At 53.8% G+C, this 14,524-nt stretch carries 12 protein-coding genes; 8 read left to right on the forward strand and 4 right to left on the reverse strand.

Features of this window, described 5'->3' with window-relative positions:
- Position 1 precedes the first annotated feature (1 nt).
- From NST69_RS14455 to NST69_RS14470, 4 genes are all read left to right on the forward strand, one after another.
- A complete protein-coding gene (locus tag NST69_RS14455; RefSeq protein ID WP_036726132.1) occupies positions 2-760 on the forward strand; it encodes an ABC transporter ATP-binding protein in 759 nt (252 codons plus the stop codon).
- 119 nt (positions 761-879) lie between these two features.
- Positions 880-1,971, forward strand: coding sequence for a PRK06851 family protein (locus NST69_RS14460; protein WP_036726133.1), 1,092 nt, complete (start codon positions 880-882; stop codon positions 1,969-1,971).
- 201 nt (positions 1,972-2,172) lie between these two features.
- A complete protein-coding gene (locus tag NST69_RS14465; protein WP_036727059.1) occupies positions 2,173-2,943 on the forward strand; it encodes an endonuclease/exonuclease/phosphatase family protein in 771 nt (256 codons plus the stop codon).
- Positions 2,944-3,189: 246 nt separating this feature from the next.
- Positions 3,190-4,101, forward strand: a complete 912-nt coding sequence (locus NST69_RS14470) for a glycerophosphodiester phosphodiesterase family protein (protein ID WP_342549782.1) — start codon at positions 3,190-3,192, stop codon at positions 4,099-4,101.
- Positions 4,102-4,269: 168 nt separating this feature from the next.
- Here NST69_RS14470 and NST69_RS14475 read toward each other — a convergent pair whose 3' ends face one another.
- Positions 4,270-5,445 carry a serine hydrolase domain-containing protein gene (locus NST69_RS14475; protein WP_051478148.1) on the reverse strand — a complete coding sequence of 392 codons (1,176 nt, stop codon included), beginning with the start codon at positions 5,443-5,445 and terminating at the stop codon, positions 4,270-4,272.
- Positions 5,446-5,654: 209 nt separating this feature from the next.
- Here NST69_RS14475 and NST69_RS14480 point away from each other — a divergent pair, with 209 nt between their 5' ends.
- Positions 5,655-9,161, forward strand: coding sequence for a glycosyl hydrolase 53 family protein (locus NST69_RS14480; RefSeq protein ID WP_063830928.1), 3,507 nt, complete (start codon positions 5,655-5,657; stop codon positions 9,159-9,161).
- 222 nt (positions 9,162-9,383) lie between these two features.
- Here the strand turns inward: NST69_RS14480 and NST69_RS14485 are convergent, their stop codons facing one another.
- Positions 9,384-10,346: an HTH domain-containing protein gene (locus NST69_RS14485; RefSeq protein WP_342549785.1), complete on the reverse strand. Its 963-nt coding sequence runs from the start codon at positions 10,344-10,346 to the stop codon at positions 9,384-9,386.
- A 97-nt stretch (positions 10,347-10,443) separates the two neighbouring features.
- Between NST69_RS14485 and NST69_RS14490 the strand changes: the two genes are divergently transcribed.
- Together NST69_RS14490 and NST69_RS14495 are read left to right on the forward strand one after the other, a co-directional pair.
- A complete protein-coding gene (locus NST69_RS14490; RefSeq protein WP_036727056.1) occupies positions 10,444-10,929 on the forward strand; it encodes a GyrI-like domain-containing protein in 486 nt (161 codons plus the stop codon).
- A 24-nt stretch (positions 10,930-10,953) separates the two neighbouring features.
- Positions 10,954-11,418, forward strand: coding sequence for a phage tail protein (locus tag NST69_RS14495; protein WP_036727054.1), 465 nt, complete (start codon positions 10,954-10,956; stop codon positions 11,416-11,418).
- Positions 11,419-11,542: 124 nt separating this feature from the next.
- Here NST69_RS14495 and NST69_RS14500 read toward each other — a convergent pair whose 3' ends face one another.
- Both NST69_RS14500 and NST69_RS14505 read right to left on the reverse strand, forming a co-directional pair.
- Positions 11,543-12,793 carry an MFS transporter gene (locus NST69_RS14500; RefSeq protein WP_155991533.1) on the reverse strand — a complete coding sequence of 417 codons (1,251 nt, stop codon included), beginning with the start codon at positions 12,791-12,793 and terminating at the stop codon, positions 11,543-11,545.
- Positions 12,790-13,626, reverse strand: coding sequence for a helix-turn-helix domain-containing protein (locus NST69_RS14505; RefSeq protein WP_342549788.1), 837 nt, complete (start codon positions 13,624-13,626; stop codon positions 12,790-12,792). The genes NST69_RS14500 and NST69_RS14505 overlap by 4 nt, the downstream gene beginning before the upstream one ends.
- A 234-nt stretch (positions 13,627-13,860) precedes the next feature.
- Between NST69_RS14505 and NST69_RS14510 the strand changes: the two genes are divergently transcribed.
- The gene (locus NST69_RS14510; protein WP_051478147.1) at positions 13,861-14,481 is read left to right on the forward strand and encodes a lysozyme inhibitor LprI family protein; all 621 of its coding nucleotides are present in this window, start codon (positions 13,861-13,863) and stop codon (positions 14,479-14,481) included.
- The last annotated feature ends 43 nt before the right edge of the window (positions 14,482-14,524 follow it).

Here is a 14,524-nt window from a genome sequence, read left to right on the forward strand (position 1 = left end):
GATGAACAGCATCATTACAGGTACCCATATTGTGAAAACTTACGGTAAGGGTGCAGAGCAAGCCATGGCATTGAATGGAGTAGACGTAGATATAACAGAAGGTGAATTTGTTGCCGTAATGGGGCCCTCAGGCTCAGGCAAAACCACACTGCTGTTCGCACTCAGCGGCATGGATGAGATTACTGAGGGAACCGTGAAATTTGGCGATACTGAACTAGCCGGGCTCCGGGGAAATGCGCTTGCCGATCTTCGCCGGACCCGCATGGGCTTTATTTTTCAACAGCCCACGATGCTGAGGAACCTGAATCTGCTGGATAATATCATGCTTCCCGCCGTGCAGGACAGCAAGAGAAATACAGTGGAACTCTTGCTAAAAGCGAGAGACCTAATGATCCAGACAGGCATTGCCGGGCTGGAAAACAGGGATACTACTGAGGTATCTGGCGGGCAGCTCCAGCGGGCCGGGATCTGCCGCGCACTAATCAATACGCCGGAGATTCTGTTTGCCGATGAGCCAACCGGTGCGCTGAACTCGAAGACCGCGGAGGAAATCATGGAGCTGCTGGCAGGCATCAACCAAGGGGGCACAGCCATCATGCTTGTGACCCATGATGCGAAAGTCGCCGCCAGGGCGGACAGGGTTCTTTTTACGAGGGACGGGAATATCGTTTCCGAACTGATACTGCCAAAGTTCAGCGGCGGGGAGCTGGAAGCGAGAGGGGAGAAGGTGCTTGCCCGGATGGCGGCTACGGGCATTTAGTTTCAGCATCTTCACGTGGAATGGACGGAATTTCCCCCGCTGCTGGAACCTTACAAATACCTGACGCATATTGTATGGTTATAAGCCTATCAGGCTGCAACGGGAAAGGAAGTGGGTGTATGGCTGCGGGGATATTAAGATATTTTGCAGACGGGAATACGGCTCTTGGCTACTTCAGTTTGTTCGAATCGAATCTTCAAGGACTCCGGCGGATCTTCATCTTGAAAGGCGGTCCCGGTACCGGCAAATCCTCGCTGATGAAAGCAATCGGCGCGGAATGGGCGGAGCGGGGATACGCTATTGAGCTGATCCATTGTTCATCCGATAAGGATTCCATTGACGGGGTCATTATTCCGGCGCTTGGCGTGGGCATTGTTGACGGGACGGCGCCCCATGTGATAGAGTCCAAGGCTCCCGGAGCAGCCCGGGAATACGTGAACCTGGGGGAAGCGTGGGACTCGGTAGCGCTTATCGGCCAAAGGGAGATCATTGAGGAGCTTAACCGGAAGGCTGCGGATGCCTATGCGGCAGCGTACAGCAGATTTGCGGAGGCCCTGAGCATTCATGACGAATGGGAAAAGATTTACTTCGAGCATATGGACTTCGGCCAGGCGGATCAATTAACGGCCCGGATGCTGGAACAGTTGTTTGGCGAAGCGCAGCTTCAGAGGCATGCTGATGTGAAGCACCGGTTTTTGGGCGCAGCAACGCCGGCAGGATCGGTTGACTTTGTACCTAATTTGACCGAAGGGCTATCCAGACGCTTCTTCCTCAAAGGCCGGGCCGGAACAGGCAAATCAACCATACTCCGCAAAATCGCCGCCGAGGCGGAGAAGAGGGGCTTTGATACGGAAATCTATCATTGCGGATTCGATCCCCACAGTCTGGATATGGTTATTGTGCGTGAGCTTGATTTTGCGGTCTTTGACAGCACCAGCCCGCATGAATATTATCCGGAGCGGGAAGGAGACGTAATCATCGATACGTATGAAGCTGTTATTGCACCGGGAACGGATGAGCGCCTCGCCGGACCGCTGGAGGAAATAAGCGCACAATATAAGGCCACAATGAAAACGGCAATAGCCGCTCTGGCAGAGGCCAAGGTGCACCGGGATGAATTAAAGGAAATTTATATCGCAGCAATGGATTTTAGCATGGTGGATGCGGCCAGGAACCGGATTTCCGCTGAACTGGCAAGTATGCTGGCTTAGCACTTACAATGATCCGAACCAGCTTTGGGGCTTACTCGGCGGAGGTACTTGCCATCCGTAGAGTAAGCCCCAAGGCTTATTAAGGGTGCGGTGCCTTTTGCCCGGAATACGCGGTTGCGCAGCATCCGGAAGAATTATAGACTTCAATATGTAACAGTGTGAGAAATTATAACGACTACAATTATGGAGGAGAGAACAGCGATGAGTACTTACGAAATGGCTTCCTTTAATATCCGTCTGGATATTCCGTCAGACGAAGAGAACGGCTGGGCGTTCCGCAAGGAGCATATGCTGCGCCTGATTAGGCATTACCGCTGGGACGTGTTCGGACTGCAGGAGGCGCGGGGCAATCAGCTGCGGGATCTGGCGGCACTTGAGGATTATGAGGTGGAAGGCATCAGCCGTGATCATGATCCTGAGAGTGAACACTGTCCGATCTTTTATAACAAGTCGGTATTCACCAAGGAAGCCGGAGGCACTTTCTGGCTGTCGGAGACGCCGGAGGTTCCGTCCAAGTCCTGGGGCTCTGATTACAACCGGATCTGCACCTGGGTGAGGCTGCAGGACACAAGAAACGGGAATAGGATTCACTTTGTGAATACCCATCTGGACCATATCAGTGAGGAGGCCAGATACCGCGGTGCGCTGAAGATTCTGGACTGGATTCGTAATCAGGGCGGGAATCTGCCGGTTGTACTGACAGGGGATTTCAATGCTATACCGGACGAACGATGCTACCGGGAGATTACAGCGCAGCTGACCGATACCCGCAGAGCGGTTGATGCCCATTATGGCCCCTGGGGGACATTCACCGGTTTCCGCTACGATATTCCGTGGGATGAACTTGAGGAGATCGATTATATTTTTACGGACAAGCAGGTGAAGATACTGAAGACCCGGACGGTAACCGACAGCTTCGACCGCAAATACCCTTCGGATCATTATCCTGTTACCGCAACTCTGGAAATCTAACGGGGCGAAACTTAGCGCAGTGACTCGGGGCTTGCAGAGCCTGTTCCCCTAACACAAAGAAACCGGACCTCAAGGAGGCTGGTTTCTTTGCGTTACATGGAGATATGGGGGCAGTGGATTGTTTAGGCGATAAATGTCTGATACGATAGATAAGCTTCATGATGGAAGCCCAAACACTCTGAGGAGTCACGGCTAGCCCATTTTGAATAGAGTATCTTATTATCACACACAAATGGGGACAACAGCATGATGAGGATATTCAGACATAAGGGTTATTTTATCGGAGTGCACATTGTATTGTGTATTTCCTTGTTCTCCACACTGTACGCGTATTCTCCGGTCATCCGTGTGAAGGTGAAGGAGATGATCGAGCCGGCGGACAAAGTCTATACGATTGCCCATCGCGGCGCATCCGGTTATGCTCCCGAGAACACGATACCGGCCTTTGAGCTGGCACGTGAGATGGGTGCCGACTCGATTGAGCTCGATATTCATTTGACCAAGGACCTGATTCCTGTTGTGATTCATGACGAGACGGTTAACCGTACCACGAGCGGCAAAGGTTTTGTGAAAAATATGACCCTGAAGCAGATCAGGCAGCTCGATGCAGGCTCTTGGTTCAATCAGGACTACCCGATGTTCGCCAGAGATCTATACACAGGGCTTACCGTCCCAACGCTTGAAGAAGTATTCGAGACATTCGGCAAGGACATCAACTATATGATCGAAATCAAGGAGCCTGCATCGAAGTTCGGGATCGAAGCGATCCTGAATGATACGATATTGAAATATGATCTCGCCAAAAGGGTGTCCGTTCACTCCTTCAGCGCAGCCAGTCTGCGGCAGCTTCATGCGATTAACCCGGATATTCCGCTATACCAGCTGGTATGGAATGATTATGCGGCTACGAGGGTGACTCAGTCCTATCTGGATACCGTGAAGACCTATGCCGTAGGCATCAGCCCGAATTTCCAGGGAATCAGCGGGGCTTATGTGGCTCAAGTGAAGCGGGCGGGGCTCAAGATCATCCCGTATACGGTGAACTACCAGCTCAATATGGATAAAGCTTACTCCTGGGGAGTAGACGGAGTGCATACGAATTATCCCGACCGCTTCCTTGAAGTGATTGCCGCCAACAGGGCAAATGCCAAATGGTAGGAGTGGATCTCTCACATTTAGGTGGAAAAACAGTATATTAAGTACCCTTTTTCCAACTGTTCCCTGGAGAGGGCTGTTTTGTTCAGGAGCAGGTGGAGAAAATCATCTATTTCTGGAAGCACCTAATTCCAGCTTCTCAAATTTAGTGAATTCATACAGCTTCGTCGCTTAAAATGCACTCAACACGATATTCCGCAGCTTGCGTGTAATGGGCAGGGTACCGGAGTCCTTTCTCTGGATCATGAACAGGATGGTCAGACGTTCCAGCGGACAATTGGCAAAATAAGCTCCCAGCCAGCCGTCCCAGCCGTATTCTCCCAGGCTGCCGAGCCCTCCGGCTTGACCCGGATCGGTCAGGATGCGCATCTGATTGCCGTAGCTATAGCCTTGCAGCGAATGCCAGGGATTGAAGCCTTGCTGCTGCGGGCTGGTCAAGCTGGCCGAGGTCATAAACTGAACGGTGCGGGGCTTCAGCAGCTGCACCCCGTTCAAGCTGCCCTGATTGATCAGCATGGTGGTGAATTTGGCAGCATCCTCAATCGTCGAGACCAGCCCGGCCCCGCCTGCTTCATAAGCCGCCTCCCGGTCCATATGATGATTAACGCCCAGAGGACTCTCCGAAAAGGGTATCAATCCGCCTTCACCATCATCCTGGTAGACAGAGGCCAGCCCCTCTCTCTTGTCTTCGGGCAGCCAAAAGCCGGTATCGTTCATTTGCAGCGGACCGAAGATCTCCTGCTGCAGGAATTCGCCGTACCGCATGCCGCTGACGACTTCAACTAATGCACCGAGAACATCCGCAGAGGTTCCATACTGCCAGGATGTTCCCGGGTCGAAGGCCAGCGGGCCTTCGCCCAGCCGGTTAGCGAATTCTAGGGTGCTCATCGGGTTCGTTCCAAGCAGGCGGTTGTTCAGTTCCTGGTACAACGCCTCCGCATACTGACCAGCCAGGTCGGCTCCTCCGTAGACCAGACCGGAGGTCATGTTCAGCAGGTCGTTAATATCAACCTCACGAGTTACGGGTACAAGCTCCCCGTTTTTCCCCACCTTCTGATTTTTAAATCCAGGTATGTACTGGCTGACCGGATCGAACAGGTCGATCTCCCCGCGCTCCATGAGCAGCATAACGGCTGCGGCAGTAACCGGCTTCGTCATCGAGTAGAGGCGGAAGATCGAATCTCTGGACATTTTGCGTCCAGCTTCAATATCGGCATAGCCGTCTTCGTGATACCAGCTTTCTTGTCCGTCCTGAATCACCATGAAGTTCGCACCGGCGATTTCCTTATTGGCAATGCTTGCGCTCAGCGCTTTGGTGATTAGACGGGTAGTGTTTGAATCCAGCATCTCTAGGTCTCCTTTGGTATGATCCGTTATCTATATTCCAGGGTGAATAGCATTTCACATAGAGAATATTATACGTCTTTCAGAGTGAAATGTAAGCGCATTTCAGTGAAAAAATTGAATAAGTATAGTTTTTCGTTGCTTCGCTTAATTTAATGTTACCTTCCTGGTCATCTATACTAACGGTGAGACTAATACAGGGAGGGAATATTTTGAAAAAGAGAACAAGATGGCTTGCGGCGGTTCTTACTTTTACAATGCTAATCATGTCGCTGACTGCACTTGGATTACCGGCACAAGCTGGAGCGGTTCCGATTCCGCAATCCTTCGCTAAGGGCGCAGATGTCAGCTGGCTGCCGCAAATGGAAGCTGAGGGCTACAAATTCTATAACGATCAGGGAGACGAAGAGGACCTTCTCCAGATTCTAAAAGATCACGGAATCGATTCGATACGCCTCCGGGCTTTTGTCAATCCATCCGATGATCCGATCAACGGCCATAACAGCATCGAAGAGATGGTTACGCTGGCCTCCCGTGTAAGCGCTCTCGGTTTCAGGGTGATGGTCGATCTGCACTACAGTGATTCCTGGGCCGATCCCGGGAAGCAGGTTACTCCGGCCGCCTGGGCCAGTGATAATCTGGAGCAGCTCAAAGCACATGTCTCAGAGTACACCACAGAGGTGATGCAAGCGCTGAAGACTGCGGGGGTAACCCCCGAGTGGGTGCAGATTGGCAATGAGATTAATAACGGGATGATGCATCCGCTGGGCAGCTATAGCAATACTGCGAATCTGGTGGAATTGATCCAGGCGGGATCACATGCGGCCAAGGCTCTTTTTCCTGAGACCAAAATCATTATTCATAGAGCCAACGGGGCAGACACCGGTGTAGATCCGTTCTATGCAGGTCTGGTCGAGGCAGGGCTTAAAGACAGTGATTATGACATTATCGGGTTATCTTATTACCCGGATTCTATCTACACTTCTTCTATTAATGAACTATCCTCCAACATGAATCTTCTGGCTGCAAAATATGGCAAGGAGGTCATGGTCGTCGAGGTTGGCGGCGATGTGAGCAAGAATGTGGATAATGTATACAACATGCTAGTTGCTGTGCAGGATGGCGTGAAGGCTGTACCTGGAGGCCAGGGAACAGGTGTGTTCTATTGGGCACCCGAGGGCGTCTACTTCGGCTATGGGCTGTCTGCCTGGAACCCGGACGGGAAGCCTTCCTTCGCGATGGATGCTTTTATCGACGGTGCTTCGGCAATCAACCGGGTACCAGTTCAGTCTGTAAAAGTTGAGAAGCAGACCGCTATCCTAGAAGTAGGCGGAACCGGCAGCGTTAAGGCAACAATCAGCCCGGCGAATGCAACCTATAAGGGGCTAACCTTCACCAGCTCTGATGAAGCCATCGTCAAGGTAGACAAGTATAAAGGAACCATCTCCGGGCTTGCTGCCGGGACCTCTACAGTAACTGCGGTTACGTATGACGGCGGATTTACAGATTCAACGGAGATCACAGTCTCGCCAAGCACAAGCTTCATTCAGAATCCAGGCTTCGAGGACGGGCTGAACGGCTGGACCGTAAGCGGCGATAGCGCGGCGGTCAATGTGGAGTCAGATGCCCATTCCGGTTCGGCTGCACTGCACTACTGGAGCTCAGGGGCTGCGGAATTCCAAATCTCCCAGACGGTCACCGGACTTGAAAATGGTACCTATCAGTTATCCGCTTGGGTCTCGGGCGGGGGAGGGGAAGAAACGGCAGAGATTTTTGCGGGTAATCAGAAGCAGCCGTTCGTCAACACAGGCTGGCAGCAATGGAGTAATCCAACCATCGATACCGTTGAAGTTACAGATGGAACGCTGACACTAGGCGCTAATCTGAAATACGCTGGAGACAAGTGGGGGAATATTGATGATTTCAAGCTGGTCAAAAAAGCCGGATCTGTCAGCACCAATAATCTCACGGTGAACGGCTCTAAGTCCGACTGGTATCTGAGCGGCACTAAGCCCGCTACCTTCGGAGACAGCAATGCTTCAGGCGGCTTCGATTACGGGGATGACAAGCCGATTAACTTCAGCCTTACTCATGAAATGACCGGACTGGAGCCCGGAACCTATACCCTCCAGGCCAAAATCTTCGGGGACAAGGGTGAACCTTCTCCCGGTTCGGTAATGTATGTGATCTCCGAGGGGCAGACGTATTCGGTGCCGGTTACCTATTCAGGCAGCGCCTGGCTGAAGCCCCGGACTCTGACGCTAAAGCATGTGCACATTGGGGAAGACGGCAGCGCATCGCTGGGCTTCAAAGTCCTCACAGACTCGGATAATCATTACGGCTATCTGCAAGAGGTGACCTTCGTGCGCAATAGCACAACTACACCTGAGGTTCCTAGCGAACCAAGTGAACCGAGTGAACCGGTAACACCTCCAGTAACGGAGCCTGTAACACCCCCGGTCACAGAGCCGGTGACACCTCCGGAAGAGAATCCCGCGCCAAGTGCGGAAGCCAGCCCGGCACCAAGCCCGACTACGGCACCAGGAACGGGCTCCGGTTCAGGCTGGACAGCTCCGCTGGCAACAGCACAAGCTTCAGCTGCACCACAAGCTACGCCGCAGCCGGAGATTCTGACTGTAACTGAGCCGAAGGTGAATGCCCAGAACCAGATTGTGATTCCAATGGCTGAAGGGCAGAGCGAAGTAAGAATTCCCGCTGACGCTGTGGCCCTTAAGGGAATAGCCGCTCTGAAGGTGGAAGGCAAGACAGTGGCTGTAGAGATTCCAGGCAAGGTTGCTCAGCAGCTTCAAGCGTTGGCAGGACAGCAGCAGAAGGGCTCGATGATGTCTATCCTGCTTGAGCCAAGGTCCCCAGAGCAGAAGACAGCCTGGATACTTCAGGCTAATAAGAAGAGTGAAGCTGAACTGAGAACAGCCGGAGAAATGTTCAATCTCAGGCTGTCTGTGCTGAATCAGCAGGGAGTTAAGACTCCGCTGGTCTCGTTCGCGGAACCTGTTACACTTCGCTTGAAGGTTCAGGAGAACGGGAACCCGATGCTTGCAGGTGTCTATGCGGCCGCAGACGATGGAACGCTTGAATATGCAGGCGGAACCTGGGAATCGTCCGTATTGACTGCACAGATACGGCAATCCGGCAATTATGCTGTACTGGAGTATGACAAGAGCTTTGCAGATGTGACTCCGGCGGATTGGGCCTACTCAGTGATAAAAGAGATGGCTGCCAAGCATATTATCGAGGGCGACCGGGAAGGACGCTTCGCACCGAAGAGAGAAGTAACCCGGGCCGAATTCGTTACGATGCTTGTCCGTGCCCTTGGGCTGAAGGCGGAAGGCCTGCGTTCGTTCGCTGACGTAGACAGCAGCAAGTGGTATTCGGGCGATGTGGCCGCCGCTTTTGCAGCCGGAATCGTCAAAGGGGACTCTGCCGGCAAGTTCGCCCCCGAGTCGCGTATTTCGCGGCAAGAGATGGCAACGCTGCTTGTGAGAGCCTACGAGCTGCGCTCTGGAAGCAAGGCGCCGGCAGGTTCCTTGCCTGCTTTTGCCGATGCCGCCAAGATTGACAGCTGGGCTAAGGACGCCGTGAGTGCCGCCGGTTCACTGGGTTTCATCACGGGGACTCCGGACGGATTCTTCAAGCCCCAGGCCAATGCGACGCGCGCAGAGTGTGCGAAGGTATTGAGTTTGCTGCTTAATCTGTAAGCCGAAGGATTAGAGAGAAGTAGAAGTAGAGCAGCGATTCTCCTGGTTTGGGGGCGCTGCTCTTTTTACTGGCATGGGAAAGTTCGATTACGAAGGAGCCGGGCCGCATGTAGGCGGAAAACCGAACACATTGGGGCGAGGGAGGGCGAACGTGCCAAATGTAGTCGGAAAACCGATTACAATGGGTCGCGGCGAACGCAACAGTAGGGGGCCGTGCGCTTCCTAAGTACAAAAAAGATCTACTCTAGCTTGCAGCTCCTCCCTTACTTCATCCGGCATTTCCTTCACCTTAAGGTCATCGCCCAAGAATAACAGCCAATTCGTGAACTCCTTCAGCTCCTCCGTGCGGTTCGCCTCGACTTCCATTTTCAGGATAGCGGTAGTTTGGTAGGGGTCAGTATAGGACAGCGCCACCCTGAACGGGTGATATTTCCGGTATTGGGCAATGGCGCGGGGACCGAGCTCCAGAACAAGGTTGTTCTTCACTTGCTGCTTGCTCAGCTTCTCCTTAATTTTTTTGGCGCTTGGCCTGTCGGAGCCCGGGTAGGGGATGACATCCGTTAGCTGATCAACCGGGATGATCCGTTTCCTGGAGGCGTGCAGGTCGAAGCCCTCGATGAGCCACAGGCTTTTCTCCTGGTAGAGACGTAAAAGATACACAGCATAAGAGATATCCTTCTGGTCTTCCCGGCAGGTGATGAACAGATAACGGTCCGCCAGCAGGAGCCGGATCAGCTTGTCCAGCATAGGGTGGGGGAGATCGGACAGGTCCAGCAGATCAGGATTGCCCGGGTGGGTGCCCTCGAACAGCAGGATCTGATTGAGTAGAACAAGATCCTCCTGCTGATTCTCCGAGATGAGCCCCAGTAATTTCTCCGTCAGCGACTGGCGGCTCTTGAGATAAGGAAGCTGGCCGTTTCTTGTCGCCATGAAGGCAATGAACAGCGCTTTGACCTCATTATCCGTGAACCGGACCACGGGAAGAAGAGAGTTACGCATAACGGAATACCCGCCATCCCGGCCCACCTCTGCAACCAGCGGCATCCCGAGCGCCTCGATCTCCCGGATATCCCGCTGGGCGGTCGAACGCGAAATATTGAATTCCCGCATGATTTCCGTCAGGGTAAAATGGGCACGATTGTTAATGTACCGCATGATGATGTTGATCCGTTCTACTTTTTTCATCGCGGCTCCTAAACAGGTTCATTTTTTGACATGGTTCAAGGTTATCATATACATAGCAGGTGAGGAACACAAATATGAATAAAGGCGGGATATAACAATGGCAGGGTATACTATTGAAGAAAAAGACAGCTTTACGGTGATTGGTCTGGGCGTTGATCTTAAGAGTGATTACACGGACTATGCCGGTATTTATAAGGAGAAGATGGATTTTTGGCAGGCGGTTAGTGAAGATGGCAGGCTCGACTTGTTAAAAGGGATTGCGGCGAATGACTATGTGTTTGTGGTGAACGAAGCGGTGAACGGCAAGATGATGCATTATGCCGGGGTAATGGCAGGTGCAGCCGCACAGATTCCGCAGGAAGCCCGGGTGATTCAATTCCCGAAGGGGGAATACCTCGTAGTGGCAGGCGAAGGAGCGACAACGGAGGAATTAAGCAATACTTTGACGGGCTTGGCCTTCGGACAAGCTTTGCCGCAAGCAGAAGGATACGCCTACGTGGGCGGGCCGAATACGGCTGTGGAGATGGGCAGCCGGGACGGCTCGCTGTATGGTGAAATGTGGATTCCTGTAGTCAGAAATTAAAAATGTAATGGAGGATAAGTAACTATGCCATATACAGTGGATTTCAAAGAAGTGTCTGTGCAAGGTCTGGAGTCATCGCCTGTTGCTGAAGCGCTGGCGGGATTACGTGCGAATGAGGCGCGTTATTTCATGAACAAGTATAAGCATGAATTCACAGTCGTTCCGGCCAGTGAAAGCCAGGAGACGTTGGATTACGTCAACGGGATTCTGAGCAAGGAGCGGGGTCTTGAGTTTGCTGCCAAGCCACTCCAAACGTCGCAGTTTCAGGTGGAGAATATCAGGTTCGCCTACGTTTTCTATGAGGATGGCCTTGCGCTTAACGTAATGTACACGGTGGATGATCCCAAGAAGCGGGCGGTCGGGTTCAAGCTCTCCGAGGGGATGGAAGTTCCGGCGGAGCTGGCGGACAAGTTCAAGTTCGCGCGGCAAAAGTCGAAGCTGGCTGGAACGATCCGGGGTTCGTTTTTTGTGATTAAGGGCGAGTACTAATAAAAATCCCCACAAAGTGAAGTTAAGCTTCGGAGTCTATTCAGAACCTTTGCGGGGGCCCCAAAACCATATACATTCTTGAACGGCCATAAGGGGCTGCCAATCTGGCAGCCCCTTGTATCGTTCAAATCTCCTCCGCTGTATACGTCTTCTGGGTGCGGAGGACCGGGAAGAACCGGTACATCCAGAGCACGGTAATAATCAGGGTACCAACTCCGCCGATCACGGTTGCAGGCACGGCTCCGACCAGCCCGGCCATCGTGCCGGACTCGAATTCGCCAAGCTGGTTCGAGGTACCGATGAATAACGAATTCACTGCGTTCACCCGGCCCTGCATCTCCTGCGGCGTATTGACCTGCACCAGTGTCGAGCGGATAACGACACTCACGACATCCGAGCCGCCGATCAGAACGAGCGCGAACAAGGACAGCCAGAAGCTGTGGGAGATGCCGAACAGCATCGTGGCCAGGGCGAAGACGACCAGCGAGGCGAATAGCATCCGGCCGATGGCCCGTTCCACCGAATAGCGGGTCAGGATGAGTGAGACGATGATCGCGCCTACCGCCGGGGCGGAGCGCAGCAGGCCAAGACCGAGCGAGCCGGTCTTCAGAATATCCTCGGCGAAGATCGGCAGCAATGCCGTGGCCCCGCCAAGAAGTACAGCGAACAAGTCCAGCGAGATTGTACCCAGGATAATCTTGCGGGCGAAGACAAACCGCAGGCCGCTGAGGAAGGTGTCCATGCTGACCGCGTCCAGCTTCTTGACGAAATGAACAGTCTTGACGAAGAAGATCAGCACCGTAGATACCAGCAGGGCGGCAAGCGAGGCGATATAGGCGGCAGCCGTACCCCAGACTACGAGAACACCCCCGAGGGACGGGCCGACGATCATTGCCGTCTGCATAGCAGACGCAGACCAGGCCGCTGCCTTAGGTAACTGCTCACGGTCCACGATATCGGGGACCAGCGCCGCCGAGGCCGGACTCTCGAAGGTACGGCACGCGCCAAGGATTGCTGCGGCTGCCAGCAGGTGGACTGCGCTGAGCCAGCCTTCGATGCTGCCGAGGACAAGCAGCAGCACGATGAGGCACTCTGTAAGCTGGCACAGGAACACAATGGTTCGGCGGTCATAGCGGTCTGCCGTCTGTCCGGCAGGCAATGTCAGCAGGAGCATGGGCAGGAATTGGGCCAGCCCGACCAGTCCAAGCTGATAGGCGCTGCCGGTCAGCGCATACATCTGCCAGCCAATCGCCACCGACAGCATCTGGAAGGCGCTGGTGGAGAAGATCCGCGCGATCCACAGGCGCAGGAATGAGCGGTTATGCAGTACAGACGAGCGTGGAGTATTCGCATTCGATGTATTCAGTGTATTCAATGGGTGTCATCCTCCAAGCGATTAGAATCGGGTTCAGATTCGGGGGCCGGCTTCCGCCCGCGCATCTCCGGGTGTTCCTGGAATATTAAGGCGTAATTCTTGCCGTAACGCGCCTCCAGCTCCGCGGCGAAATCCTGCTCTATGCGCATCATCACGACATCGTGATAATAAGACGTCTGAAGCACATCCAGCACAGCCGGATGGTTGCTCTCCAGCGCCGAAGCCTGCGAATGGCGGGTGAAGCTGCCCAGAAGCGAGGTCTCCTTATCCAGCAGGAGCGAGAAGTTCCGGGCGGCCTTCGGCCCGCCTGCCGGAACACTATGCACAGTGACACGCGACAGCGCTGTAGGTATGTCACCTATCACCATCAGGTGGACGGCAATGCCCCGTTCTTCGGCGGCAAGCAGTGTGTCTTCTATCCGGTGCAGATCCTCCGCCCAGATATCTGCCAGAATCTCTGCGCTGGCATTGGCAGCAAGCCGCTTTACCGCCAGATTCACCTGAGCATCTCCCTTCCAGTTGCTGAAGAAGGGCGGTACAGCAGGCAGGTGGCCCAATTCGTTCTCCAGTAGGTGGGCGGTGCGCTCAAATTCCGCCTGAAGCAGCTTAACGACCTGCCGGACCGGAATGGCAGCGAAGGTCACCGGCTCGCCTTCGACTGTCCGGCAGACTCCTTTATCGACCAGACTGCGCAGCGCGGCGTATACATTGGACCGGGACACGGACACCTGCTTGGCGACCTCATAGCCCGAGGAGGGCGGCTGGCCGTGTAGCGCCAGGTAGCAGCGGGCTTCCAGATCGGATAAGCCGAGCTTGCGTAATGCTTCAATCATGGGTGAACCGCCTTTCTGTGAAAGTAAGTATTGCTTCGTTGTATGTAGAAGTATTTCAAAATACTACTCCGATCTCAAAGTGCTGTCAAGCAGCAATTCGCGTCCGTCCGCAGCACCGATCGTCTCACAAAAATGATTACAGTCGGGTGAAATCAGGTAATAACTCTCAAGACGGCTTTAAAAGCCGATATGCAAGAGAGTCTCGACTATAAACCAATGACAGGATGAGGACTTATGCGAAAAGCAATTCTGACTACCATGCTCATCTCCAGTCTGTTAATGGCTGGCTGCGGCAATAACGGGGCGGCAAATGGCGGTACGGCGGCTACTCCAGAGACCGGACAAGCAGCGACGGCAAGCCCTGAGGTTACACCCGAGGTTACGCCGGAGCCGGCAGCTGAGGCTACCGCAGAGCCTGCACCGGATGCAACGGCACAGGCACCAGCGCAGACGACCGCACCGGAAGCCACGCCGAAGGCCAGTGCGGCGGGGGATTCGCAGCGGCAGACGTATTTTGATAAGCTGGATAAGATTGAAGAGGGCCTTAGCGATCTGAAGGCAATGTCAGACAGTGGGGTCATGACTGATATGAAGGAAGCCGCTTCCAAGGAGCATGAGCGCTGGGACAAGGCGCTGAATGAAATCTACCAGGCGCTTAAAGTGCAGCTTCCCGAAGCCGATATGGCGAAACTGAAAGAGGAGCAGCTAAGCTGGATCAAGGAACGGGATAAGGCCGCAGAGGAAGCGGCTGCCAAGTATAAAGGCGGAACGATGGAGGGGCTGGAGTACGCGGCGACCTTGGCTTCCGTGACGAAGGAACGTTGTTATAAGCTGGTGGAGTTGTATATGAAGTAATCAGAGAGCGCAGTGACTCTCCAATGGGGAGGTCCGCTGCGCT

Origin of the sequence: Paenibacillus sp. FSL P2-0089 (assembly GCF_038595095.1) — a bacterium.
Classification (GTDB): Bacteria; Bacillota; Bacilli; order Paenibacillales; family Paenibacillaceae; genus Paenibacillus_AQ; species Paenibacillus_AQ silagei.